This is a genomic window from Roseivirga sp. (assembly GCF_049099775.1).
Taxonomy (GTDB): Bacteria; Bacteroidota; Bacteroidia; order Cytophagales; family Cyclobacteriaceae; genus Roseivirga.
On sequence record NZ_JAGDZM010000009.1, the window covers coordinates 264912 to 287509 of the forward strand.

The following is a 22598-nucleotide window of genomic DNA, read 5'->3' on the forward strand; positions in this document are numbered from 1 at the left end:
TTATTGATTAAGCGCTTTCATAATTGTAACTCCAGACGAAGTCCCTAGTCTATCAGCCCCTGCAGCAATCATTTCCCTAGCCGTAATTAAATCCCTTATCCCCCCTGATGCTTTAACACCGACATTTGAAGGTGCATGTTTGCGCATTAGAGCAACATGATGTTTGGTAGCTCCCTGATCAGAAAAACCCGTTGATGTTTTTACGAAATCTGTACCTGCTTGAGCGCACATCTTCGTGGCATTAACCACTTCTTCATCAGATAAATAAGATGTTTCCATGATTACCTTCATCATACATCCAGCATTGTGAATTAACTGAGCGCATTTCGCCAACTCTATCTTGGCCCAGGGCATTCCTGCTTTAAATGCAGAAATATTCATGACAATATCCAGTTCATTCGCCCCATTGTCAACCGCTTTTTCGATTTCTATCAATTTACTTTCCGTCATCTGATAACCCAATGGAAACCCAATAACAGTGACTAACTGAATGTCGGTTGATGCCAATTCTCTAGCGGCTCTTTTTACCCAGAATGGAGGTAAGCAGACACCTATAAAATTGTTTGATTTAGCTTCTTGTATCAGGTTATCAATATCCCGATCAGTAAGTGTAGGCTTTAAGTTTGTATGCTCTATATATCGGTTAATTTCCATTTACATAGTCTTGCAAGTAGCTATAACGATCTGTGAGTTTCCCATTAGTAGTAATAGAGGCTCGTTTGATGATATCATCAACATCTTCACCAATAAGATTTGGTAGAATATGATTCAAAAACTCCTTACCAAAATCTTCAGATGCATTTCTTGGTAATTCACATGGCAAATTATCGACAGCCATTACAGTAATATTGCCTTCATCTGAATATGGCGCTTCAACCCTATCATTACTCGGATTGTAGTCATACACTGGATTGTCAATAGTCGCAGGTTGCTTGGTAGATGGAATTGAGCCTTCAATGTCGCATGTAATATCTGCTATAACGCGGACTTTAAAATCTGATTGCACTACATCTTCTTTAGTAAAAAGGACCGGGGCTTTCGGATCCCAGAAAGCTCCAGCTACTACTATATCAGCTTTTTGAGCGTATTGTAAGAAAGCGGATTCATACTGACTAGGATCAGAGTAAAACTCATCTCTATCAAAACTTCCATTACCAATTCTTCGATTATAATCTCTTGTATTAAGTTGTGTATAGACAGGGCCGTTGAAATATTCATTTAAGAATTCTGCTGGACTAACCTTTCTTATACCCATTCCATTAAGCACTTCCATGGCCCCTTTCGAAACCCTGCCACCACCAGTTACTACTATCTTAACAGGGGGCAATTCAACCTTCGCATATTCGGTCTTCATGTCGTCCAGATCGAAGCATTCATGAGCCTGTCTTAAATGAAAAAGATTGTAACGCTTGCCGAAAGTTAAAATGCCATTGTAGGCACCAACAATTCCGGCATATCTACCAAATGCAATTAATCGCTGACCATTTTTATTCGTAAGGCACTCCCAGTCTATCAAGCGGATATTCTTCTTGAGTATTTCCTGAAGTAAACCTCTATTGTAGTCTTGCTTTTTGATTGTATGCGAAAAGAAAAAGTGAGTTTTACCCTCTGACAGCATTGAGAGGGGCACTTCTTTCACGCCTAAAATAATCTCGCAATCGCTTACGTCGTCAACCAGTTCAGCACCAGCTGCAGCGTATTCCTCGTCTTTAAAACAGCGAATTTCACTTCGTTGACATTTGACTTGGATACTTGGATGAGTCGCTAGAATTTCTCTTACTTGATCGGGTGTTAGTGGTACACGATGATCAACAGGTACTTTACCTTCTTTGATTATGCCGATACTAATTGCTGCCATAGTGCAAAAGTAATTAATTCGGCTGATTGGAAAAGCTAATAAACGTCACTAATCATCTCGAAAGCAAGTGCTTCAAGATAATGAGCGGCATTTGTCATAGCATCATCAAAATTCAAAGCCAAGTCGCTGATCTGCTTGACCATTTTAGGGTCGAAATCTTGTTTTCCTTGATCTATAATTCCACATAATATACCAATCGGTATATTACGCATTTTACCATAATTGAGAACGCCAGAAACGACTTTTCCTGCACTGGTTTGGCCATCCATTTTGCCTTCTCCAGTAATAATAAGGTCTACGGATTTAGCTTTATCATCAAAATCGACAACATCCATGATGGCTTCAATACCTGAAACCATTCGTGCCTCTAAAAAGCTCATAGCGCCATAACCTAGTCCTCCGGCAGCGCCAGCGCCAGCATTTAATTCAAAACCGCTGGCCAAAATTGAAGCTAAGTTATCAAGGCCTTTGTCCAACATTTCAATGGCTTTGCCATCAGCGCCTTTCTGTTCACCATATACATAGGATGCCCCATGGCTTCCATTCAATACATTGCGAACATCTGATAATACTGTGAATTTTGTCTCCTTTATCCTTTGATGAATTTCATGAGCATCTATTTTCCTCAAGTCAATCAGTGAACTACCAACTAAATCTGTACACAAGCCATTTTCTGATATGAATTTGAAACCTAAGGCTTCAGCCATGCCTATACCACCATCATTCGTAGCACTACCTCCTATCAAAAGAAACACTTCTTCTACATTTTGATCAAGGGCATGTTTTATCAATTCGCCGGTTCCAAAAGTGGATGTGTTCAGCGGATTTTTTTCATTTTCACCCAGCAGTTGTAAGCCTGAAGCTTTCGACATTTCTATGAAGGCCTTCGTCTCATTCTTTAGGTAATAAGTGCTTATTGGCCTGAATAAGGGGTCTTTTACATCAATATAGACCCGCTCCAGCGACATATAATTCTCTAACAAATCTAGTGTGCCTTCACCACCATCAGCTAAAGGCACTTTTACAACATCGATATTTTCTGAATACCGCTTGATTCCGTTTTCAATGGCCTTGCAAACTTCATCGGCCGAAAGTGAACCTTTGAACTTATCTGGGCATACAAGTACTTGCATCAATTAGAAAAAGTAAGGGAATAGTACTGAAACTATGACTATGAAAACAAAGAAGGCTAACAGCACATAAACGCTCTTTTGTTTGAAATTAATGGGTTCTATAACAATTTGCTCACCTGATGAACTTGGCCTTAATACGCTGACAATATATGCTACCACGAAAGCTACGACTGCACCAATTGCATTCCACCAAAACCAAAAGATTTCGGGCACGGCCAACCACATGTAAACGTTGAGTGCCACGCCAGTGAGTAATCCAACGTTTGCTCCAATACCATTGATCTTTTTAACCAGAATGGCTGCAACAAATATTGCTAGTATAGGTCCGAATGATACTGAGCCAACTTTGTTAATAGCTTCAATAACGGTGTCTGCAATATCGCCCACAAAAAACGCTACTATCACACAAACTGCACCCCAGAAAAGCGCCGTAATCTTGGATAGCTTCATGTATTGGCGCTCATCTAAATTTTTGCCTCTAGCAAATAGGTCTTCTACTGAGGCAGCACTTAGGGAATTAATAGCTGAACTTAGTGACGACATGGCAGCGGAAAAAATGGCCACAATCAGAATTCCTATTACTCCATTTGGTAAGTAATCTCTTATAAAAATTGGGATCATCCTATCAGGAGTGCCACTTGGTATAAGCGAAATAAACTCTGTTTTTGACAATGCTAATGTTCCGATAACTAAGCCCATGATACAATAGGCCAATGTAATTGGGAAACGCATGACACCATTGGCTAAAAGTGTTTGCTTCATTGTCTTCTCACTACTGGCTGAAAGCAGTCGTTGAACTTGACTTTGATCTGTACCATAATATGATGCATATAGAAAGAACCCACCTACAAGCATTGGCCAAAACCCAAATTCATCTCCACTAAATCCGAAGGAAGAAAAATCTACGGCAGTTAGGCGCTCTGTATCTACTTTTTCAAGAAAACTTCCCCATCCGCCTAGATAATGCAGTCCGAATCCAAAGCAAACAATTATGCCAATGAACAGAATTATCATTTGCAGCATATCGCCATAAACCACGGCTTTCATACCTCCTTGTAGTGAATAAATAATAGTGACAATACCAATCAGAACGATACTCTGCCACATGGGGATCTCCATTACGCTTTCTAAGATAATGGCTACGGTATAAATCATTACACCTGTACCGAAAGCTCTACTGACTTGAAAAACGACACTCAAAAGTACTCTCGTACTAGAATCAAACCTTCTTTCTAAAAACTCATATACGCTAACAATACCTGACTTATAGAAGGTTGGTACCAGCACGACCATTAAAAATATCATGGCTAGCGGAACGGCAAATTCGTAAGTGAGCCAGATCATACCTCCACCCTCTTTTAGGCCTACAAAGGCCGGAGCGGAAATAAAACTTACAGCTGACAGTTGGGTAGCGGCTGTACTCATAGCTAGCGGAAACCAGCCGAAACTTCGCCCACCTAGATAATAGTCGTTCTTATCTGATTGATTTTTAAATCGGTAGCCTAAATAGAGGAATCCACCAATGTAGAGGATAATGATAGCGTAATCAAGGACGTTCATGAATTAGCAATAAAGTCTAATACGACCGCTGCAGTCCATGAAAAATGGTCTCCTCCATAACCATGATCCAATTGATCTGCGACAGACTTTCTGGGGTCGAAATATTCGTAAAAACCCAATTTATCAACTAAATCTATAAAATCCGATTTTACTTGATTCGCGGTACCATTAAAGCCATAACGATTTAAACCTTGGTAAACCAACCAATTCATTTGAGGCCAAATTGGGCCTTTCCAATACTTTCTGGGGTTGAAAATCTTATGGTCTGGGTCGAAACTTGGCATTACACGAAAGCCTTCAGGGCGATCGGCGAGGGATGCGATATATTCTTTTAGCTTCAAAGCTCTTTCCTTTGAAGGAATACCAGCGTATAACGCTGTAAAGGCACCAATTTCTTTGAGGTCTATATGACGATTATTTTGCAAATCGTAAGGAGCGTAGGTTTCGAGCGAGTCTACCCAAAGCTTTGTATCAAAAGCCTTCTTACTTTGCTTGTTCCATTCCTGCACTTCTTTTGTGTCGATACCTAAAGTTGACCCTATATTAATCAGAGCATCATTTGACCGAATAAGCATGGCATTGAAAAGCGTGTCTTGCACTAAAAACGGTGATTCTTTTGCAATTAATTTTCCGTTGTACTGATGTCTCTTCCCTAGTTCCATCAGGTAGACATAAATATCATAATCTTTGTCCGAAGGTCTTTCTGAAGGGTCCGCTTTAAGGTTATCATAACGCTTATATGACGGAATATCACCTGGTTTGATGGGTATAGTCCTTACCAAATCATCCCATAATGGCGAGTTATCTCGACCTGAAGCCCACGGATGAAATATAAATGCTAAACCCTCTCGTTTTGGGTCGCGGTAATCGTAAAAGTATCTATGAAGCTTGAGAATTTTTGGGTAAAAAGCTTTTGCAAATGCTTTTACTTCTTCATTATCGGGGTGTAAGTCGAGTATGCGCTCTAGTATAAAACCATGAACAGGAGGCTGTGTAATTCCGGATGTTTCGACATGTCGAGGCGCTGCTTCAACTTTCTTAGATTCCCAATACGACGGTCCAGGGAAATAACCTTCTTGTTCTTTACTGTGAAAAACAATGTGGGGTAACATGCCGTTTTCCCATTGTCCTTCAAAAAGACTTTCCATTTCTCGAATTGCCCTACTGACATCGAAATGTGCGAAGCCCATTGCCACAAACCCAGAATCCCAATTCCATTGATAGGGATAAAGGTTGGCACTTGGGACTGTATACCTATCCTCCCACGTATTTCCCTTTAAGATCTGACTAGCCTCTTTGAAAAGTCTTTTTTGGTTTTTTATGGACATAATGCTTGCTCTAAATGCTTGCGGCAGGTGAAAATAGTGATCCACAGAGGAAATAAAAACACCAAAGCCGTATGCTTTGGTATTTATCATGAAGTTTAGAATTAGTTGTTTATTGTATGGCGTATCTTAATATAGTTTTGAGTTTTTCTTCTGACGTTTTTCGCGGATCACTCAGGTATATTTCATGGTGATAACCGCTAATTTTAAAACCTTCTCTTTCTATAAATTGATATAGTTGATTTAAGGTCTCTCTCTCGTTATCATAAGAACCAATGTGTAGTATTTGTGCTGATAAGCCCTCGTGAATTTCTTCGAATACATAGTCGTGTTCGTTCGTTGCTTTGCCTTTTTCGATCATCTGATTGATTGCTTCATTGTATTCAGATTTACCTACAAAATCGGGCATTCTAAAAATGATTTTCCAGTGCCAATCATTGCGTGCTGTTTCCTCGAAAGGCAAGTCACCAGTTACCCACCAGAACCCCTCCATTTTTGGAACGACAAAATCTAAATCATTGCCTTTGCTTATAAACTTAATGTGATAGGCAAGCCCATATAAATCCTCGATGGCCTTTAAAAACTTTGGATCCTCAGGCGCGCAAATTCCTGACAGTGTGATATAATTACTAGGCTCTAGGTTGACTATTTTCGCCTTCGTTACTGCATTATAGTACTCCGGGTATGCTTTTTGTAAGTTTAGTTTTTCTAGCGTCATCATGATAGGGCTGTTAAGTGATCGAAAAATTCCACTTTCTCTATCGCGGAGATCATGTTAGAAAAATCACCTAGTTTGGTTCGGCGTTCCCACTCCGCCGCAGAGGTTTTAGCGGCTTCCATATTCTCCCAAACTACTAGGTCTACCAAATGGCCATCATTTGCCATCGCTTTTAAACACTCATGTGCTATAAAGCCTTTCTGACTGGTTAAAAATGCTTTTAACTCGGGTAATACTTCCGTAGTGTAGTCTTGAAGATGCTCGGCTTTGACTTTGTACAGCACAAGCTCTTTTACTGTTGATTTACTATTGCTCATTTTGCTATTGTTTATTTACAAAAGCAATTTCAGCTAGCCAGGTGACAACCCTATGTCAGTAGGTTTTTAGGCTTGATAAATATTTACTTGTAATGTTGATTTAGCTCATCAACCAAGTCCAAAAGAATTGGTTTTAAGCTTTCTGGTGATATGACTTGAACGGCATTGCCGAAAGAAATGAGCCATCGGGCAAAATATTCTAAACCAGGAACTAGAAACTTCATACGAATTCTATTACCATCATTATGTTCACTCACAAAGCCTTGATAGTACTTCTGAGTAGAGATGAATTTTGCAACTTGTTTATCGATACTCACCTCAACTTCCGACAATTCGTTCCCTCTCAAAATCTCTTCCATAAAACTGTCGACCCTTTTAGAATTCGTTTCGAATGTTTCCTCCAACATTTGAAGTTTTACTAACCGATCGACTCTAAAGTCGCGAGGGGCTTCTCTTAATCGACAATAGGCCAATAAGTGCCAATGCCCACCATAAAAAGTAAGGCCTATGGGCTCAACGCTCCTCACATTGAAATCGCCGGTATAATTTGAAAAATATTTAAACGCTAAAACACATTGACCTACTAATGCGCGTTGGATAGTGGCTAGGAAATTATTAGGAAAATCATCGCTTTCCATTTGCGGAATACTCGATACTCGAATTTGAGATTCGAGTTTCTCTAGACCTTCTTTTTCTTCTGATTTCAAAACGCTCTTAATTTTAAACATGGCCTCTTTAAAGTGCTTCTTAATGGATCTATCGGTCTGTCCTTCGATCAGTTTTGAGCCTATTACCAAAGCATTGGCTTCTTCAGAGGTAAACATAACGGGAGGCAAGTGATAACCTTCCATTATAAAGTATCCCTTCCCGGCTTCGGCACCTAAGGGCACTCCCGCCTCTTCCAAGGATCTAACATCGCGATAAACCGTTCTTAGGCTTATTTCAAATCGATCGGCAATCTCTTGTGCAGTGACAACTTTCTTCGATTGAAGGTGAACTAAAATAGCAGTAAGGCGGTCTATCCGATTCATTTCTTTATGATTAATTAAACATAAAAAATATCCTTATCATTGCGAATATGTGGCTAGATCATCTGATCTTATTTTTGGGTTGGGCATTGTTTTACTCCCTTCATAGCATCTTGCTTCTTGAAAAAGTAAAAAACAAGATAGGTTTAAAACCAAGGACATATCGTGTACTCTATAACTCTATCTCTTTCTTGCTCATTGTTGCAGTGCTTTTTGTAGGTGCCATTATTCCAAGCCCTTTAATTTTTAAACCGAGCCCTGTTGCCTTTTATGCTGGCCTTATGTTAAGTACGGTTGGTATTTTTGTAATCAAACGTGCCTTTAGAAACTACAGTACAGGTGTATTCTTGGGAATTAAAAAAGAAGGAGACAATCCTGAATTAAAAATGGAAGGCTTGCAAAGTAGAATTAGGCATCCGCTTTATACGGGTACTCTCATGATTTTTATAGGCTATTTTGTTTATAACCCATTACTCTCTAGTGCCGTTACGCTGATCTCTCTGTTTATCTACTTACCCATTGGCATCCGGCTTGAAGAACAGAAACTAATTAAAAAATTCGGAGAGCAATATTTAAGTTATAAACGCAACGTTCCATCCCTTTTTCCTAAAATTACATTTTCTAAAAGTCAATCTTAATGGGACATAAAATCACCGGTTGGATTGCGGTTGCAGGGCTTATATTAGTCATTATATCTTTCGTTTTGAGGATGTTTTCAATTATTGATATGAGTGTTAGAAGTATGTTTATGATTGCGGGCTTTACTCTTATGCTTTTAGGCACTTTATGGCGCGTAGTTTTAGAGATGAATGAAGATAAGCAAAGTGACAATAGTTAACTGATTGCTTGCATTTTGGAAGACACCTCTCGTTCAAAAATTATTTATATTTGTAAGCATGAGGGGAAGGTTTTTTATTTTGCTTTTAGCCACATTAATGTTGGCGTATTCTTGTGGAACAGAAGCGGTTAAAAAAGAAGTCGGTGAGAATCAATACATGATTGATTTGCTAGACGAACAACATAGTAAAGCAAACCCTCTAGACCTTCAATATTACTACAATACAAGACGTGCAAATGCTTACGACTCCTTAAGAAAGGCCAAAGGGTCTTCAGCCTCGGATTACATGCTCCTAACTTATTGGTATTTCAGGGAAACACTCAATAGTGGAAATACAGAAAAAGCGATTCTTGGTATAGAATCGTTTAAAAAGGAATTAGCTGCTAAAAACAAAACTCTCAGTGCACAAGATCAGTCCTTCTTCGACCGACTGTTAGCGGTGTCATATATAAGGCTTGGCGAACAAGAAAACTGCATTATCAACCATAGCTCTGCATCGTGTATTTTACCTATCAGTGCGGACGGAATTCATCAGAAAACTCAAGGTTCTGAAAAAGCTATTGCTGTTTTGGAAACGATGCTTGAAAAATCACCCGACGATCTGGAGCTACGTTGGCTTTTAAATATCTCTTATCAAACACTGGGTCGCTACCCTGATGATGTCCCCTCAAAATTCCTGATCCCTATAGAATCATTTAGTGCTCAAAATGATATCGAAATTCCGCGGTTTACGGATATGGCTTCGAATCTAGGCGTGGCAACGCGTGGTTTAGCAGGAGGTTCTATCACGGAGGACTTCAATAACGATGGCCTTTTAGATGTTCTGGTTACTTCTAGTGGATTTACGGAAAGTGATCAAATGAGATACTACGTGAATAATGGAAAAGGTGGATTTGATGATAAAACGAGTAAAGCAGGTTTAGATGGCTTAGTTGGTGGATTGAACTGCGTTCAAACTGACTATAACAATGACGGTTTTGTTGACATTTTCGTAATGCGTGGTGGCTGGTTTGGTGAATGGGGAAAACACCCTAACTCACTGCTAAGAAATAATGGTGACGATACTTTTACTGATGTAACGAAAGAAGCTGGAATTCTCTCTTTTAACCCGACACAAACATCGGTTTGGGCAGATTTTAATAATGATGGATGGGTAGACGTTTTTATTGGTAATGAAACGAATGTTGATAGAAGAAATTTGGGTAGAGACAGCAAATTCAAAATTCATGAGGCAGAGTTTTATCTAAATAAAAAGGATGGAACTTTTGCCAATGTAGCTTCATCGATTGGACTAAAATTTACCAATTTAATTAAGGGCGCTACGGCAATTGATGCGAATAATGATAATCAAATGGACCTTTATATTTCTATCATGGGGGGGCAGAACAAGCTTCTGATTAACCAAGGAAATTTAAAGTTTAAAGACGAAACGATTACTTACAATGCTCCTGAGCCATTTGTAAGCTTCCCTGTAGGTTCATTCGATTATAATAATGATGGCTTCGAAGATTTGTTTATCTGCGGGTATAGCACCAGTAACAATACCTTGTCTTTTGAAACCGCTTATGAATTACTTGGGAACCAACCTACTGCTGCTTTACCAAAGCTTTATAAAAACAATGGCGATGGATCGTTCACGGATGTTACCGCAGAAGCCAAAATGAACCATTCTATCTACGGCATGGGGTTCAATTATGGTGACTTAGATAATGACGGTTACTTAGATATTTACTTTGGTACTGGAGATCCTAGTTTTGAGAGTATTATCCCAAATAGGATGTTTAAGAACATAGAAGGGAAGTATTTTGAAGAGGTTACTTTTCAAGGTGGTTTTTCGAACATTCAAAAAGGACATGGCATCAGTTGGGGCGATATGGATAATGACGGCGATCAGGATATTTACATCACCATGGGAGGAGCTCATGAAGGAGACATTTATCAGAATCAACTGTTAGTTAATCCGATGAGTGATAATAATTGGATTAACATTCAACTCGTAGGGAATACATCCAATAAGAAAGCGATAGGCACAAAGGTTCATATCGTTACTTCAAACAAGCAACACATTTATAGAACGGTGTCCAGTGGCGCCAGTTTTGGCGGTAATAGTTATGACCTAGAGATAGGACTTGGTAGCGCTGAAATGATAGAGCTTTTGGAAGTTACTTGGCCTGCAACAGGTGAAAAACAGAATTTTAGTGAAGTTGAAATTAACGCGCATATTAAGATCAACGAAGGGGCATCAAGTATAGAGAAACGTACTGTACCTAAAGCCAGTTTTTCTATGGATGCGAGTATGGTAAGTCAACATGAACATGAATAAGACAACATCAGCATTACTTCTATTTTTTGTGTTTGCCCTTACGCTCTCCTCTTGTGGCGATGGCAAAGATTCCATCTTCGAACTTGTCTCTCCTTCTAAATCGGGCATTTCATTCAATAATGAAATGAAGGAAAGCCGGGATGTGAACCTACTAAATTTTGCGCCGATTTATAACGGAGCCGGAGTAGCGGTTGGTGATTTTAATAATGACGGTTTAGAGGATTTATTCTTTACGGGCAATTTCGTATCAAGTAAGCTTTACATCAACAAGGGCAATTTAGAGTTTGAGGATATTACTGAAAGTGCCGGGCTAGAAACTAGCGTCTGGTGTAATGGAGTATCTATTGTAGATATTAACGCTGATGGACATAACGACATCTATATTTCAGTTTCTGGTGCCGATAGTACTCAAAGAGAAAACTTACTCTATATAAACAATGGTGATTTAACTTTCACCGAACAAGCCAAATCTTACGGTTTAAATGATAGTGGTCATTCTACACATTCAGCTTTTTTAGACTATGATCTGGATGGTGACCTTGATGTTTATGTGTTAACATATGGCAACAACGAGGGCACAGACTTGACCCTAGTAAATAAGAAGGTTACCGACGGCACAGCTATTTCCAACGATCGTCTTTATCGGAATAATGGTGATAATACGTTTACAAATGTCAATGAAGAAGCTGGAATTCTTACTGAAGGTTATGGTTTAGGAATAGCAGTCAATGACCTAAATAATGACCAGTATCCGGATATTTATGTTAGTAATGACTTCTTGTTTGATGATATTATCTACATAAACAATCAAGATGGCACCTTCTCTGATCAATCTAAAGCGTACCTAAGACACACCAGCCATTTTGGAATGGGCATTGATTTTCAAGATTTCAATAATGATCTATTACCAGATGTAGTTCAAGTAGATATGATGCCTGAGGATAATTATCGGCAAAAGAAAATTCTTGGCCCCATGCAATTCGATTTCTACAACCTATCCATAAAAGAAGGTTATACACCTCAGTATATGAGAAATAGTCTTCAACTGAATCAAGGTGAGAAAGGGTTTTCTGAGATTGGCCAATTAGCAGGTATAAATGAAACGGACTGGAGTTGGGCCCCTCTTTTTGCAGATTATGACGCCAATGGAGAAAAAGACTTAATTATTACCAATGGCTTTAGGAGAAATGTTACTGATTGGGATTTCAGAAACTACATTAGAGAGCAATTGGAGGTAGCAAAAGAAAACGGAGAAGACCCAGACGAGGTTGCTCTTGAAATTGTTAAGAAAACAAATGATTTAAAGCTTCCGAATTACGCCTATGCTTACAATGGGGACCTTACTTTTCAAGATGTAACGACAGATTGGGGACTATCAGAACCAAGTTGGTCGAATGGTATGATTTACGCGGACTTAGACAATGATGGTGACCTTGATATTGTGATTTCGAATATTGACGATGTTGCTCATGTTTATGAGAATACATTGGATAAAAAGGAAGTTAAGAACAACTACATCTCTATTGAACTAAAAGGAAACTCGAACAACCCGGATGGCTTGGGTGCTAAGATTATTGTTTCTCAAAACGGAAGGAAACAGTCTCATTATCAAACTAAAACTCGAGGTTACTTGTCAAATGTCTCTTCAAAAATCTATTTCGGTTTTGGACAAAACAATAGCGAAGTAAACGTTGAAGTGATTTGGCCTAATGGTGAAACCGAGGAGAAAACTTCTAATACTAATTCTTCTGTCTCATTTGATATTAAAAACAGCGCAGCCCCTTCTAAGGAAGCAACCCTAATCACTCGTACTTCTGGAAATCAAGCTTCGGCATTTGGGCTTGATCATGAAACACCAGAAAATGATTACGTAGACTTCTATTACGAGCCACTTCTTCCTCATCGGCTTTCACAAGCTGGCCCTACAATTACAAAAGGGGACGTTAACGGAGATGGGTTAGATGACCTTTTTGTTGGTGGATCTTCTAGCAATTTAAGCCACCTTCTTATTCAAAACAGCACTGGACAATTCGATAAAAAAGTATTTACTGACTCTGATCAATTTGAGGATACTGATGCCATTTTCTTGGATATAGATCTGGATGGTGACCTTGATTTATATGTTGCATCTGGCAGCAACGAATTTGATGCTAACGATCCTAAATATCAAGATAGAATCTATATAAACGACGGAAAAGGCACCTTTATAAGGGACGAAGGCTCATTGCCAACCATGCTTACCAGTACTGGTACTGTAGCCGCCAATGACTTCGACAATGACGGCGATCTAGACATTTTTGTAGGCGGTAGGCTTTCTCCAAAGAGTTATCCAATGCCTGGCACCTCTTATCTACTAAGAAATGATGGTGGAAAATTTACTGATGTAACAACAGATATGAGTTCAGGATTGAGCGATGCTGGAATGGTTACAACATCGGCATGGGCTGATATTGATGGTGATGGTCAAGAAGAGCTTGTAATTGCTGGAGAATTCATGCCGATTATGGTATTCAAAAATATTGATGGTGTTTTCAAAGATCAAACCGACGCACTCGGATTATCGAATCATACCGGATGGTGGAATACGATTTTAATCGATGATGTGAATAAGGATGGAAAACTGGACATTCTGGCTGGCAACTTGGGTGAAAATACCAAGTACCAAATTTCTATTGACGAGCCTTTATCTGTTTTTGCAAAAGACTTTGATAAGAATGGTATGATTGACCCTATCATGAGTTGTTTTATAGGTGGTAAAGAACATATACTACATTCTAAAAGCACCTTGGAAACACAGGTTATTGGCTTTAAGAAACGATTCATAAAACACGAACCGTTTGCACAAGCCACTTTTGAGGATATTATTTCAGAAGAGCTTAGAGAGGGTGCTTACACCCTAAAAGCCAATACTTTTAAGCACACTCTTTTTATCAACAATGGAGATACTTTTAGTGCTGAGGCACTCCCGAAAGCTGTCCAAATCGCTCCTTTAAAGGCAATTCAAAAGAATGGTGATAGATTCTATTTAAGTGGAAATGATTATTCTACTGAGGTGATAGTAGGGCAATATGATGCGAGTCATGGATTTGAGCTGCACTATAGCATCTCTGATAAAAAATTCGTTGTTGAGAAGCAATCAAGCTACCGGGCATCAGGTAATATTAAAGACGCCGTTATTATTAACGTAGGCGCTAAAAAAGTAGTCGTACATACCGCTACGGGAGAAAGCCTGTATGTCAGGGAAGTCAACTAAACAAAAAGGCTTATTCCTCTTCTTCTCTTGTAGAATCTTCTAGATCATCTCGGTCTCTCAATTTTTTATCATCAACGTTCTTATTCAAAAAATCATTGATCTTATCAATTGAAAGCGAGTTTTGAATTTCACCGAAGCGATCAATGTTAACACTTAAGCCATCTAGTTCTTCAGCAACTTTAGCTTTCTCTTCTTGATTCTTTTTCTTCTTTGCCATAATATTTTCTTTATGCTAAAGCTTGTATCGCCTTGTTTATCCTATCTACAACTTCCTTTGGCCCTAAAATAGACATAATTGCCATCAAATCTGGACCTCCTCCTTGGCCAGTAAGTGCTAGCCTCAATGCCGGCATAACTTTTCCTAAAGGTGTTTCATCTGTAGCTAAATAAGCCATAAAAATCTCTTTCACCTCTTCCTTCGAAACTTCGTTTAAAGGAGCTAATTCTGCCGAAAATCCTTTGAGTTTTTCAACTGCAAATTCGTTCCACTTCTTTCTAGTAGTTTTCTCATCAAATTCCTTAGGAGACTCGAAAAAGAAACTTCCAGCCACCTTTATGTCTTGAACAAAAGTCACCCTTTCCTTCAACGCTGCCACTATCGCTAAAGATTTACTCTTTTCGATGGGTTGATCATATAAACTTGAATATGCTTCAGCCAATTCTTCATCAGGTTTGGTTCTAAGGTATTGTTCGTTGAACCATTTAGCCTTCTCGATATCAAACCGAGCACCTGCCTTGTTAATTCTTTCGATTGTAAAAGCATCAATCAATTCATCCATTGAGAAAATTTCTTCTTCTCCACCAGGATTCCACCCTAAAAAGGCCAAGAAATTGATAAATGCATCAGATAAATATCCTTCTTCTTTAAATCCTTTTGATAATTCGCCAGAAACGGGATCGTTCCAATTGAGAGGGAATATTGGAAAGCCGAGTTTATCGGCGGCTCGTTTACTGAGTTTACCATTTCCATCAGGTTTTAATAACAATGGAAGGTGAGCAAATTCTGGTTTTTCCCATCCTAAATATTCGTACAAGAGCACATGAAGCGGTGCCGATGGCAACCATTCTTCTCCTCGAATAACGTGAGAAATCTCCATCATATGATCGTCAACGATGTTAGCCAAGTGGTAGGTAGGCATGCCATCAGATTTCAATAAGACTTTGTCGTCCATAGTGGCGGTATTAACAACAACCCAATCTCGAACTAAATCCTTAAATCGTACATCTTCGTTTCGCGGAAGTTTAATTCGGATTACGTAATCATCACCACGCTCGATTCTTTCTTTTACTTCTTCATCAGAAAGTGTCAACGAATTGACCATCTGCATTCTCGTAATGGCATTATATTGAGGGTTAGCAACTCTTGCTTCCTTTAACCGCTCTCTCATTTCATCCAACTCTTCAGAAGAATCAAACGCATAATAAGCTTTCCCCTCAGCTAGCAACTGATCAGCGAACTGTTTGTATAAATCCTTACGTTCGGATTGCTTATAGGGCCCAAAATCACCTCCAGCATTGACGCCTTCATCCGGTGAAACTCCAGCCCATTCTAAGGCCTGTTCGATATAATTTTCAGCTCCAGCTACAAACCTATTCTGATCAGTATCTTCTATTCTTAAAATGAAAGCCCCTTTATGCTTTTTAGCAAAAAGGTAGTTATAAAGTGCTGTTCTAACACCTCCAATGTGTAGAGCACCAGTAGGGCTCGGGGCAAATCGTACGCGAACGCTCATATGAATAAATTAGGGCGCAAATATATGAATAGTTAAAGAATGACGGCTATTTAAAGATCAACAGCTATGCAGGAAATCTCAACATTTACATCTTTAGGCAAACGAGCGACTTCTACAGTTTCTCTTGCCGGTGGATTCTGTTTGAAATACATACCATAAGCCTCATTAATAGTAGAGAATTGATTCATATCCTTAATAAAAATAGAGCATTTCACTACATTTTCGAATCCCATTCCAGCTTCACTCAGCACGGCTTCCAAATTCTTCATTACTTGGTGGGTTTCTTCTGTTATGTTTTCGTTGATCATTTCTCCCGTAAGCTGATCGAAAGGGATTTGACCGGATACATAAAGTGTGTTTCCTGCTTTTACGGCTTGGCTGTAAGGGCCAATTGGTGCTGGAGCTTGCCCGCTTGTAACAATGGTCTTAGTCATAGTTTAATTGTTTAATAGAATCCATACTTTTGTCTCAAATTAGTGATTTATGAAGATTCTGGTAGTCGGTACGGAAAGAGATTTTGAAGAATTTGAAAATAAGTTTGGGATTGAACATGATCTAACACTAGATACTAGATATCAATTCCATTCTACGTTTGCTTCATTCGACCTAGTTTTTGATTTCTTTATTGGAGATGACCCGGAGTTATTCAACAATTATGTTGGTTTGGAAGGAGTTAAGCTATTCGTAAACACACCTAAAATATCTTTGCTGGAGCTTTCTTATTTTCAAAACCATGTGCTTGATACTAAAATATTCGGGTTTAACGGGCTCCCAACTTTTATCAACAGATCACTTCTAGAGGTTTCACTTTTAGATGATGGTGACAAAAATGAGTTATCAGCAATTTGTGAATCTCTGAAAACAGACTTTCAGATTGTTAAAGACCGAGTGGGCATGGTTACTCCTCGAATCATTTGTATGATCATTAATGAAGCTTTTTTTACCGTTCAAGAGGGTACCGCAACACCTGAAGATATTGATCAAGGTATGAAGTTAGGCACTAATTATCCTTATGGGCCTTTTGAGTGGAGCTTGAAAATTGGAATTAAAAACGTCTATGAATTATTGGAAGCAATATATGACGACACGAAAGATGAGCGATATAAAATTTGTCCATCACTTAAACAGGCTTACCTCAAAATATAATTAAAAAGGGAGTTTAAAACTCCCTTTTTAATTATTCTACAGTAACCGATTTCGCCAAATTCCTAGGTTGATCTACGTTGCAACCTCTCATCACCGCTATGTGATACGACAATAATTGTAATGGTATTACTGATACTAATGGCATAAGGGCCTCATGGGTATGAGGAACTTCAATTATATGATCGGCAATCTCAGCAATCTCAGTATCTCCTTCCGAAACAATGGCAATTACTTCTCCTTTTCGTGCCTTAACTTCTTGAATATTCGAGACTATTTTTTCGTAAGAGGAATCTTTTGTGCCTATAAAAACAACAGGCATACTCTCGTCGATCAATGCAATTGGACCGTGCTTCATTTCTGCAGCCGGATAACCTTCAGCGTGTATGTAAGAAATCTCTTTAAGTTTTAAAGCTCCTTCAAGCGCAACAGGGAAATTGTACCCTCTACCTAAATAAAGGAAGTTAGCAGCATCTTTGAACTTTGCCGAAATAATTTCAATCTGAGGATTCAAATCAAGACACTTGGCAATCTTATCTGGGATAGTTTCGAGTTCTACTAATAAACTTCTATAACTACTCTCAGATAATGTTCCTTTTTTCTGGGCAATCATTAGTGCCATCATAGTAAGCACCGAAATCTGTGCAGTAAATGCTTTTGTACTTGCTACTCCAATTTCAGGACCTGCATGCGTATAAGACCCCGCATGGGTCATTCTAGGTATAGAAGAACCCACAACATTACAAACTCCAAAAATGGTAGCTCCTTTAGATTTCGCTAAGCCAATTGCTGCCAGTGTATCTGCTGTTTCACCTGATTGAGAAATCGCAATAACAACGTCTTTCTCTCCGATTATTGGGTTTCTATAACGGAATTCGGATGCATATTCTACTTCAACTGAAATACGACAGAATTCTTCGAAGATATATTCGGCTACCAAGCCAGCGTGCCATGAAGTACCGCAGGCTAGAATGACAATTCTATCTGCATTAACGATTTTATTTGAGTAATCATGAATACCACCTAAGTGTAAATGACCTGCTTTGGCATTTAACCTCCCTCGAAGACAATCTGCTACTGATTTAGGTTGTTCAAAGATTTCCTTGATCATAAAATGATCATAGCCACCTTTTTCAATGGCTTCAAGCTCAATATCTACTGTTTGGACGTATGGTTTCATCTCAACGTCCTCAATGTTCTTTATTGTTAAGTTACCGTCCTTAATGATTGCAATCTCTTGATCATCTAAATAGACAACTTCATTAGTGTATTCTATTATTGGAGTTGCGTCTGAAGCAAGAAAGAATTCGTCTTTTCCCAAGCCAACTACTAAAGGGCTACCTTTTCTAGCCGCAATAAGAAGGTTAGGGTCTTCTAGAGAAATAATGGCTATGGCATAAGCGCCAACCACTTGATTTAATGCCAACCGAACGGCTTCAGCAAGAGGCACTTTAGTATTTAAATAGATATCTTCAACGAAATTTATAAAGACTTCAGAATCAGTTTCACTCTGAAACGTGTAGCCTTTTGAAATTAAGTCAGTCTTGATAGAGGCATAGTTCTCAATGATTCCATTATGAATCATGGCTAACTTCCCGCCATTAGAGACATGGGGATGAGCATTTACGTCGTTAGGTTCTCCGTGAGTCGCCCACCTTGTATGACCAATACCAATTCTTGATTTTAGGTCGTGTGCTTTAGCATAATCATGCATATCGGCAACCTTCCCTTTTTTCTTATAAACGTTCAACTCTCCATCTTGAAGAAGAGCTACTCCTGCACTATCATAGCCTCTATATTCGAGCCTCTGAAGACCCTTGACAATAATAGGGTATGCTTCTTTTTTGCCTATGTAACCAACAATACCACACATAAAAGTAAGTTTAGGGAAATGTAATAATAATAAGGATGTCTACCTCAGTTGAGAGAAGAAAATCTTCAGTTGTACATCTTCAACATCGACAACCATTCCATTAACTGAAAGGCTCATATTTGTAGGATAAAGGAAAACTTCATCTCTTCTAAAAATATCAGTCAAATAAGCTTGAGTGTAAGTAGTTAATGATGCAGTATACGTTCTAGTATCTGAGTCATAAATCAGTTGAACAGGTGCATCATCGGCTAAAACATTAGCTCCATCTCTTTGAATCGACCTGAAGCCTGACCCGTCAGGAATAATTGTATTTCGTTCATCAGTCAAGGCCATAAATAATACTGGAGGAGGGAAAATACCTTCTGGCAGATCTCCTATTGGGCCGATTTTTAATTCCGAAAGGTTTACAATTACACCTTCATTGTCCGTATTAAATCTTAGAAAGTCAGAGAGGTCTAAACGGGTTACCATTCCTGCTCCCGATTGTGCAATTAGTCGAGAAGTTCCAGAGTAAATAACATTTGTCTCTTGAACAACAGAAAAGTCTGTTGCAGAACGATCAACTGTGAAATTGTGGAAATTCGGCATTCCGGTAGCGTTCATAGTGAGGAGTTTGTTTACAACATCTCCACTGCCATCACCTACAGGATCTGAATAGTAAAAAACCATTTCAAAAGTGGCACCTATATTAAGTCCAAAAATATTCTCAGCAACACCTTCATGTCTTAAAACAAAACCTGGAAAAAATACGTCGAATGCGTCTTGCGTATCAAAAGTGGCATCGCCACTTCTAATGCCTTCAAAAATCTGATCCGCCCAAGTTTCATCAACATTTATTGAATATGTAGAATCAAACTTGTCAATCATGACATCTCCAGAGGCCAATAACATATTCGATTGGATAAGTTCATTTCTTGTGATATAAGAAGTATCTGGAAATTCCTCGCCAATCTGGTAAGCTCTCAAATTTAATTCACGATTGGTCGCGGTATCATATAAATAGTTAACTCTGAAATTAATTCGAGTAGAATCTAGAACTGATTCTTCCAAAGTTGGATGAGTAGTCTCATTGAGGTCTAGCGCTATAAAGCCTTTGGCTTGCATAATGCCAAACTCTGAACCAGCATGTTCCCCTACCATTAAACGTCCTGTATTGGACGAAGGAATAGAATCTAACCAAACTAGAGATGTCCCTAAAGAAATCTCCTCAACATCGAATTCAATCGGAGCAACATCATCTGAACCCAATCCGAATTCACCTTTCTCCTCACAAGAATTAAAAATTATGGCGCCTATTATAAACGCCATTAATATTCTAATCTTAGCCAACAAGTTCATTATATAAATTAAAGTAGGAATCTAAAAAATCATCGTCCTTCTCAATTGTACTTACGGTTTTACCTTGCCCGATTTCACTAAATAAATTGCTCAGCACATCGCTGGCCTCTTCTTCAGCTCTAATCACAGCATCGGCATATTCAGCACCAGTTTTAATAAAACCGGCAAAGTCAGCACTTTTGAGATTTTCGAGCATGCTATCTTCTATATCCATCATTTTGACTTTGTCCAGTAGATCATCGCCAAACTGATGAGAGAATGCATTATTATAAATAGTAAAAACTGATCTTGTATTCTGAAAGATCGGATCGTTTTTATAAGTTGTTTTTAAGTACAACGGTATTAAACTTGTCATCCAATCATTACAGTGAACAATATCTGGAGCCCATCCGAGCTTTTTCACTGTTTCTAAAACGCCTTTACAGAAGAAAATTGCTCTTTCATCATTGTCTTCATAGAAATTATCTTCTTTATCAAAGAAAACTGACTTTCTATGGAAATAGTCTTCATTATCAATAAAATATACTTGAAGCTTTGCGTTAGGAATCGAAGCAACTTTGATAACCAAAGGCTTTTCTTCTTCACCAACGGAAATATTTATTCCTGAAAGTCTAACTACTTCATGCAATCTGTTTTTTCTCTCATTGATGAGACCAAAACGCGGCACTAAAATTCTTATCTCCATACCTCTTTCTTGCATTGCTTGAGGTAATTTTCTTACAAAATCTGCAACTTCAGATGTTTGAAGAAATGGTTGAATTTCGTTTGCAACGTACAGAATTCTTAATTTTGACATACTTAATGGGAATTTAATGAAAACTCTTCCTTGAAAAAGAGCCACAAAATTACGGTATTTGGGTCAAAAATCCTTCAATTTTACAGAAAAAGGCTCTAGCCTGATGGCCACCACTCGTTAATATAGGTTAAATAGAAGATGAAAATTTTTGAAACCATTGCTGAAATACGTCAAGAAATTCACGTATTAAGATCAAATAACCACTCCATAGGCTTTATTCCAACAATGGGGGCTCTCCATCATGGGCACTTGGCTTTAATAAAGGCATCAAAAAATACCTGCGACATTACGGTGGCAAGTATCTTCGTAAACCCAACACAGTTTAACAAACCTGAAGATTTAATTAACTACCCTAGAACCAATTCTGAAGATTTAAAAAAGCTTCAAGATGCGCATTGTGATATAGTTTTTACACCAGCCGACGAAGAAATGTACCCTGCTCCTGTCAGTCTTACAGTAAAACTGAGTACAATAAGCAACGAACTAGAAGGTAAATTTAGACCAGGCCACTTTGATGGCGTTGGAATTGTAGTGTCAAAATTATTTAACATCATTCAACCCGATCAGGCATTTTTTGGGCAAAAAGATATTCAACAGTATTTCATTATTAAGGAGCTGATTGAACAGCTTAACTTCCCAATTAAGCTCAACATGGTACCTACAGTTAGGGAAACAAATGGGTTAGCCATGTCATCTCGAAACATGAGGTTGAACAATCAACAAAGAGAAGATGCTTCTTTGATTTATAGATGTTTAAAAACTGCTCGGCATTCACTACTTACCAAAACGCTAATTAATGATGTTATCCGCTACGCTGAAGAACTATTCATGAATCAAGAGCGTTTACAACTCGAATATTTTGAGGTAGTTGATACAAAGGATTTTAAACAAGCCACTGACACTACTAAAAGAGAGAAAATAGCATTGTGCATTGCGGCAGAAATTGGCGGGGTTAGACTAATAGATAACTTAATGTTAATTTCTTAGCTTTGCGCTCATTTTGAGAAGAGATTATGCAAATAGAAGTCTTTAAATCTAAGATTCACAGAGCAAAAGTTACGCAAGCTGAACTACATTATGTAGGCAGTATTACGTTGGACGAAGCCTTAATGGAGGCATCAAATATTATTGAAAATGAAAAAGTGCAAATCGTTAACGTGAATAATGGTGAGCGATTTGAAACTTATGTAATTAAAGGTGAGAGAAATAGCGGAACAGTATGCCTAAATGGACCTGCTGCACGACGCGTTCAAGTAGGTGACATAATCATTATTGTTTCCTATGGCTTGATGGATTTCGAAGAAGCAAAGAGCCATAAGCCTAAAATCATATTCCCCGACAGCAATAATCAAATAGCTTAAA

General features: G+C 38.5%; 21 protein-coding genes. 7 read left to right on the top strand and 14 right to left on the bottom strand.

The genetic code is table 11. The features are described from left to right. The 8 genes from deoC to JXQ92_RS16005 all read right to left on the bottom strand — a co-directional run bounded on the left by deoC (position 1) and on the right by JXQ92_RS16005 (position 7942). Positions 1 to 654 carry a deoxyribose-phosphate aldolase gene (gene deoC, locus JXQ92_RS15970; protein ID WP_421987639.1) on the bottom strand — a complete coding sequence of 218 codons (654 nt, stop codon included), beginning with the start codon at positions 652 to 654 and terminating at the stop codon, positions 1 to 3. Further along, positions 644 to 1858 (bottom strand): NAD(P)-dependent oxidoreductase, encoded by a 1215-nt coding sequence (locus JXQ92_RS15975; RefSeq protein WP_421987640.1) that lies wholly within the window; start codon positions 1856 to 1858, stop codon positions 644 to 646. The genes deoC and JXQ92_RS15975 overlap by 11 nt, the downstream gene beginning before the upstream one ends. 35 nt (positions 1859 to 1893) lie before the next feature. Then, complete coding sequence (locus JXQ92_RS15980; RefSeq protein ID WP_421987641.1) at positions 1894 to 2991, bottom strand: glycerate kinase; 1098 nt, start codon at positions 2989 to 2991, stop codon at positions 1894 to 1896. Positions 2992 to 2994: 3 nt separating this feature from the next. Continuing rightward, positions 2995 to 4551 carry a sodium:solute symporter gene (locus JXQ92_RS15985; RefSeq protein ID WP_421987642.1) on the bottom strand — a complete coding sequence of 519 codons (1557 nt, stop codon included), beginning with the start codon at positions 4549 to 4551 and terminating at the stop codon, positions 2995 to 2997. Then, entirely contained in the window at positions 4548 to 5969 is a 1422-nt protein-coding gene (locus JXQ92_RS15990; RefSeq protein ID WP_421987643.1) for an MGH1-like glycoside hydrolase domain-containing protein, read from the bottom strand. The genes JXQ92_RS15985 and JXQ92_RS15990 overlap by 4 nt, the downstream gene beginning before the upstream one ends. A 19-nt stretch (positions 5970 to 5988) precedes the next feature. After that, a complete protein-coding gene (locus JXQ92_RS15995; protein ID WP_421987644.1) occupies positions 5989 to 6597 on the bottom strand; it encodes a GyrI-like domain-containing protein in 609 nt (202 codons plus the stop codon). Continuing rightward, on the bottom strand, positions 6594 to 6911 hold the full coding sequence (locus tag JXQ92_RS16000) for an antibiotic biosynthesis monooxygenase family protein (RefSeq protein WP_421987645.1): 318 nt from the start codon (positions 6909 to 6911) through the stop codon (positions 6594 to 6596). Before JXQ92_RS16000 ends, JXQ92_RS15995 begins: the two co-directional genes overlap by 4 nt. A gap of 83 nt (positions 6912 to 6994) precedes the next feature. Then, positions 6995 to 7942, bottom strand: a complete 948-nt coding sequence (locus tag JXQ92_RS16005; protein ID WP_421987646.1) for a helix-turn-helix transcriptional regulator — start codon at positions 7940 to 7942, stop codon at positions 6995 to 6997. Between the two features lie 47 nt (positions 7943 to 7989). On the opposite strand from JXQ92_RS16005, the gene JXQ92_RS16010 reads away from it, so the two are divergent. Genes JXQ92_RS16010 through JXQ92_RS16025 form a run of 4 tightly spaced genes read left to right on the top strand, consistent with a single transcriptional unit; the run spans position 7990 to position 14353 of the window. Continuing rightward, a complete protein-coding gene (locus tag JXQ92_RS16010; protein ID WP_421987647.1) occupies positions 7990 to 8577 on the top strand; it encodes a methyltransferase family protein in 588 nt (195 codons plus the stop codon). Continuing rightward, positions 8577 to 8777, top strand: a complete 201-nt coding sequence (locus tag JXQ92_RS16015) for a hypothetical protein (protein ID WP_421987648.1) — start codon at positions 8577 to 8579, stop codon at positions 8775 to 8777. The genes JXQ92_RS16010 and JXQ92_RS16015 overlap by 1 nt, the downstream gene beginning before the upstream one ends. Before the next feature lie 58 nt (positions 8778 to 8835). Further along, positions 8836 to 11100, top strand: a complete 2265-nt coding sequence (locus JXQ92_RS16020; RefSeq protein ID WP_421987649.1) for an FG-GAP-like repeat-containing protein — start codon at positions 8836 to 8838, stop codon at positions 11098 to 11100. Beyond that, positions 11093 to 14353, top strand: a complete 3261-nt coding sequence (locus JXQ92_RS16025; RefSeq protein WP_421987650.1) for a VCBS repeat-containing protein — start codon at positions 11093 to 11095, stop codon at positions 14351 to 14353. Before JXQ92_RS16020 ends, JXQ92_RS16025 begins: the two co-directional genes overlap by 8 nt. Positions 14354 to 14363: 10 nt before the next feature. On the opposite strand, the gene JXQ92_RS16030 is transcribed toward JXQ92_RS16025, so the two are convergent. The 3 genes from JXQ92_RS16030 to JXQ92_RS16040 are packed head-to-tail and all read right to left on the bottom strand — an operon-like array spanning position 14364 to position 16520. Next, positions 14364 to 14570 (bottom strand): hypothetical protein, encoded by a 207-nt coding sequence (locus JXQ92_RS16030; RefSeq protein WP_421987651.1) that lies wholly within the window; start codon positions 14568 to 14570, stop codon positions 14364 to 14366. Between the two features lie 10 nt (positions 14571 to 14580). Further along, a complete protein-coding gene (gltX, locus tag JXQ92_RS16035; RefSeq protein ID WP_421987652.1) occupies positions 14581 to 16086 on the bottom strand; it encodes a glutamate--tRNA ligase in 1506 nt (501 codons plus the stop codon). Between the two features lie 50 nt (positions 16087 to 16136). After that, positions 16137 to 16520 carry a RidA family protein gene (locus JXQ92_RS16040; protein WP_421987653.1) on the bottom strand — a complete coding sequence of 128 codons (384 nt, stop codon included), beginning with the start codon at positions 16518 to 16520 and terminating at the stop codon, positions 16137 to 16139. 49 nt (positions 16521 to 16569) lie between these two features. Here JXQ92_RS16040 and JXQ92_RS16045 point away from each other — a divergent pair, with 49 nt between their 5' ends. After that, the gene (locus JXQ92_RS16045; RefSeq protein WP_421987654.1) at positions 16570 to 17232 is read left to right on the top strand and encodes a 3-hydroxyacyl-CoA dehydrogenase family protein; all 663 of its coding nucleotides are present in this window, start codon (positions 16570 to 16572) and stop codon (positions 17230 to 17232) included. A gap of 31 nt (positions 17233 to 17263) precedes the next feature. Here the strand turns inward: JXQ92_RS16045 and glmS are convergent, their stop codons facing one another. Genes glmS through JXQ92_RS16060 form a run of 3 tightly spaced genes read right to left on the bottom strand, consistent with a single transcriptional unit; the run spans position 17264 to position 21236 of the window. Beyond that, the gene (glmS, locus tag JXQ92_RS16050; protein ID WP_421987655.1) at positions 17264 to 19102 is read right to left on the bottom strand and encodes a glutamine--fructose-6-phosphate transaminase (isomerizing); all 1839 of its coding nucleotides are present in this window, start codon (positions 19100 to 19102) and stop codon (positions 17264 to 17266) included. Positions 19103 to 19141: 39 nt separating this feature from the next. Continuing rightward, positions 19142 to 20410, bottom strand: a complete 1269-nt coding sequence (locus JXQ92_RS16055) for a DUF4270 family protein (RefSeq protein WP_421987656.1) — start codon at positions 20408 to 20410, stop codon at positions 19142 to 19144. Between the two features lie 13 nt (positions 20411 to 20423). Next, entirely contained in the window at positions 20424 to 21236 is an 813-nt protein-coding gene (locus JXQ92_RS16060) for a glycogen/starch synthase (protein WP_421987657.1), read from the bottom strand. A 138-nt stretch (positions 21237 to 21374) separates the two neighbouring features. On the opposite strand from JXQ92_RS16060, the gene panC reads away from it, so the two are divergent. Next, the gene (gene panC, locus JXQ92_RS16065) at positions 21375 to 22223 is read left to right on the top strand and encodes a pantoate--beta-alanine ligase (RefSeq protein WP_421987658.1); all 849 of its coding nucleotides are present in this window, start codon (positions 21375 to 21377) and stop codon (positions 22221 to 22223) included. 26 nt (positions 22224 to 22249) lie between these two features. Continuing rightward, positions 22250 to 22597: an aspartate 1-decarboxylase gene (gene panD, locus JXQ92_RS16070; protein ID WP_421987659.1), complete on the top strand. Its 348-nt coding sequence runs from the start codon at positions 22250 to 22252 to the stop codon at positions 22595 to 22597. Position 22598: the final 1 nt, after the last annotated feature.

Bases quoted from the DNA above. Each gene is read 5' to 3' on its own strand.
- deoC (WP_421987639.1), bottom strand. From the start codon at position 654: ATGGAAATTAACCGATATATAGAGCATACAAACTTAAAGCCTACACTT.
- JXQ92_RS15975 (WP_421987640.1), bottom strand. From the start codon at position 1,858: ATGGCAGCAATTAGTATCGGCATAATCAAAGAAGGTAAAGTACCTGTT.
- JXQ92_RS15980 (WP_421987641.1), bottom strand. From the start codon at position 2,991: ATGCAAGTACTTGTATGCCCAGATAAGTTCAAAGGTTCACTTTCGGCC.
- JXQ92_RS15985 (WP_421987642.1), bottom strand. From the start codon at position 4,551: ATGAACGTCCTTGATTACGCTATCATTATCCTCTACATTGGTGGATTC.
- JXQ92_RS15990 (WP_421987643.1), bottom strand. From the start codon at position 5,969: ATGATAAATACCAAAGCATACGGCTTTGGTGTTTTTATTTCCTCTGTG.
- JXQ92_RS15995 (WP_421987644.1), bottom strand. From the start codon at position 6,597: ATGATGACGCTAGAAAAACTAAACTTACAAAAAGCATACCCGGAGTAC.
- JXQ92_RS16000 (WP_421987645.1), bottom strand. From the start codon at position 6,911: ATGAGCAATAGTAAATCAACAGTAAAAGAGCTTGTGCTGTACAAAGTC.
- JXQ92_RS16005 (WP_421987646.1), bottom strand. From the start codon at position 7,942: ATGAATCGGATAGACCGCCTTACTGCTATTTTAGTTCACCTTCAATCG.
- JXQ92_RS16010 (WP_421987647.1), top strand. From the start codon at position 7,990: ATGTGGCTAGATCATCTGATCTTATTTTTGGGTTGGGCATTGTTTTAC.
- JXQ92_RS16015 (WP_421987648.1), top strand. From the start codon at position 8,577: ATGGGACATAAAATCACCGGTTGGATTGCGGTTGCAGGGCTTATATTA.
- JXQ92_RS16020 (WP_421987649.1), top strand. From the start codon at position 8,836: ATGAGGGGAAGGTTTTTTATTTTGCTTTTAGCCACATTAATGTTGGCG.
- JXQ92_RS16025 (WP_421987650.1), top strand. From the start codon at position 11,093: ATGAATAAGACAACATCAGCATTACTTCTATTTTTTGTGTTTGCCCTT.
- JXQ92_RS16030 (WP_421987651.1), bottom strand. From the start codon at position 14,570: ATGGCAAAGAAGAAAAAGAATCAAGAAGAGAAAGCTAAAGTTGCTGAA.
- gltX (WP_421987652.1), bottom strand. From the start codon at position 16,086: ATGAGCGTTCGCGTACGATTTGCCCCGAGCCCTACTGGTGCTCTACAC.
- JXQ92_RS16040 (WP_421987653.1), bottom strand. From the start codon at position 16,520: ATGACTAAGACCATTGTTACAAGCGGGCAAGCTCCAGCACCAATTGGC.
- JXQ92_RS16045 (WP_421987654.1), top strand. From the start codon at position 16,570: ATGAAGATTCTGGTAGTCGGTACGGAAAGAGATTTTGAAGAATTTGAA.
- glmS (WP_421987655.1), bottom strand. From the start codon at position 19,102: ATGTGTGGTATTGTTGGTTACATAGGCAAAAAAGAAGCATACCCTATT.
- JXQ92_RS16055 (WP_421987656.1), bottom strand. From the start codon at position 20,410: ATGGCGTTTATAATAGGCGCCATAATTTTTAATTCTTGTGAGGAGAAA.
- JXQ92_RS16060 (WP_421987657.1), bottom strand. From the start codon at position 21,236: ATGTCAAAATTAAGAATTCTGTACGTTGCAAACGAAATTCAACCATTT.
- panC (WP_421987658.1), top strand. From the start codon at position 21,375: ATGAAAATTTTTGAAACCATTGCTGAAATACGTCAAGAAATTCACGTA.
- panD (WP_421987659.1), top strand. From the start codon at position 22,250: ATGCAAATAGAAGTCTTTAAATCTAAGATTCACAGAGCAAAAGTTACG.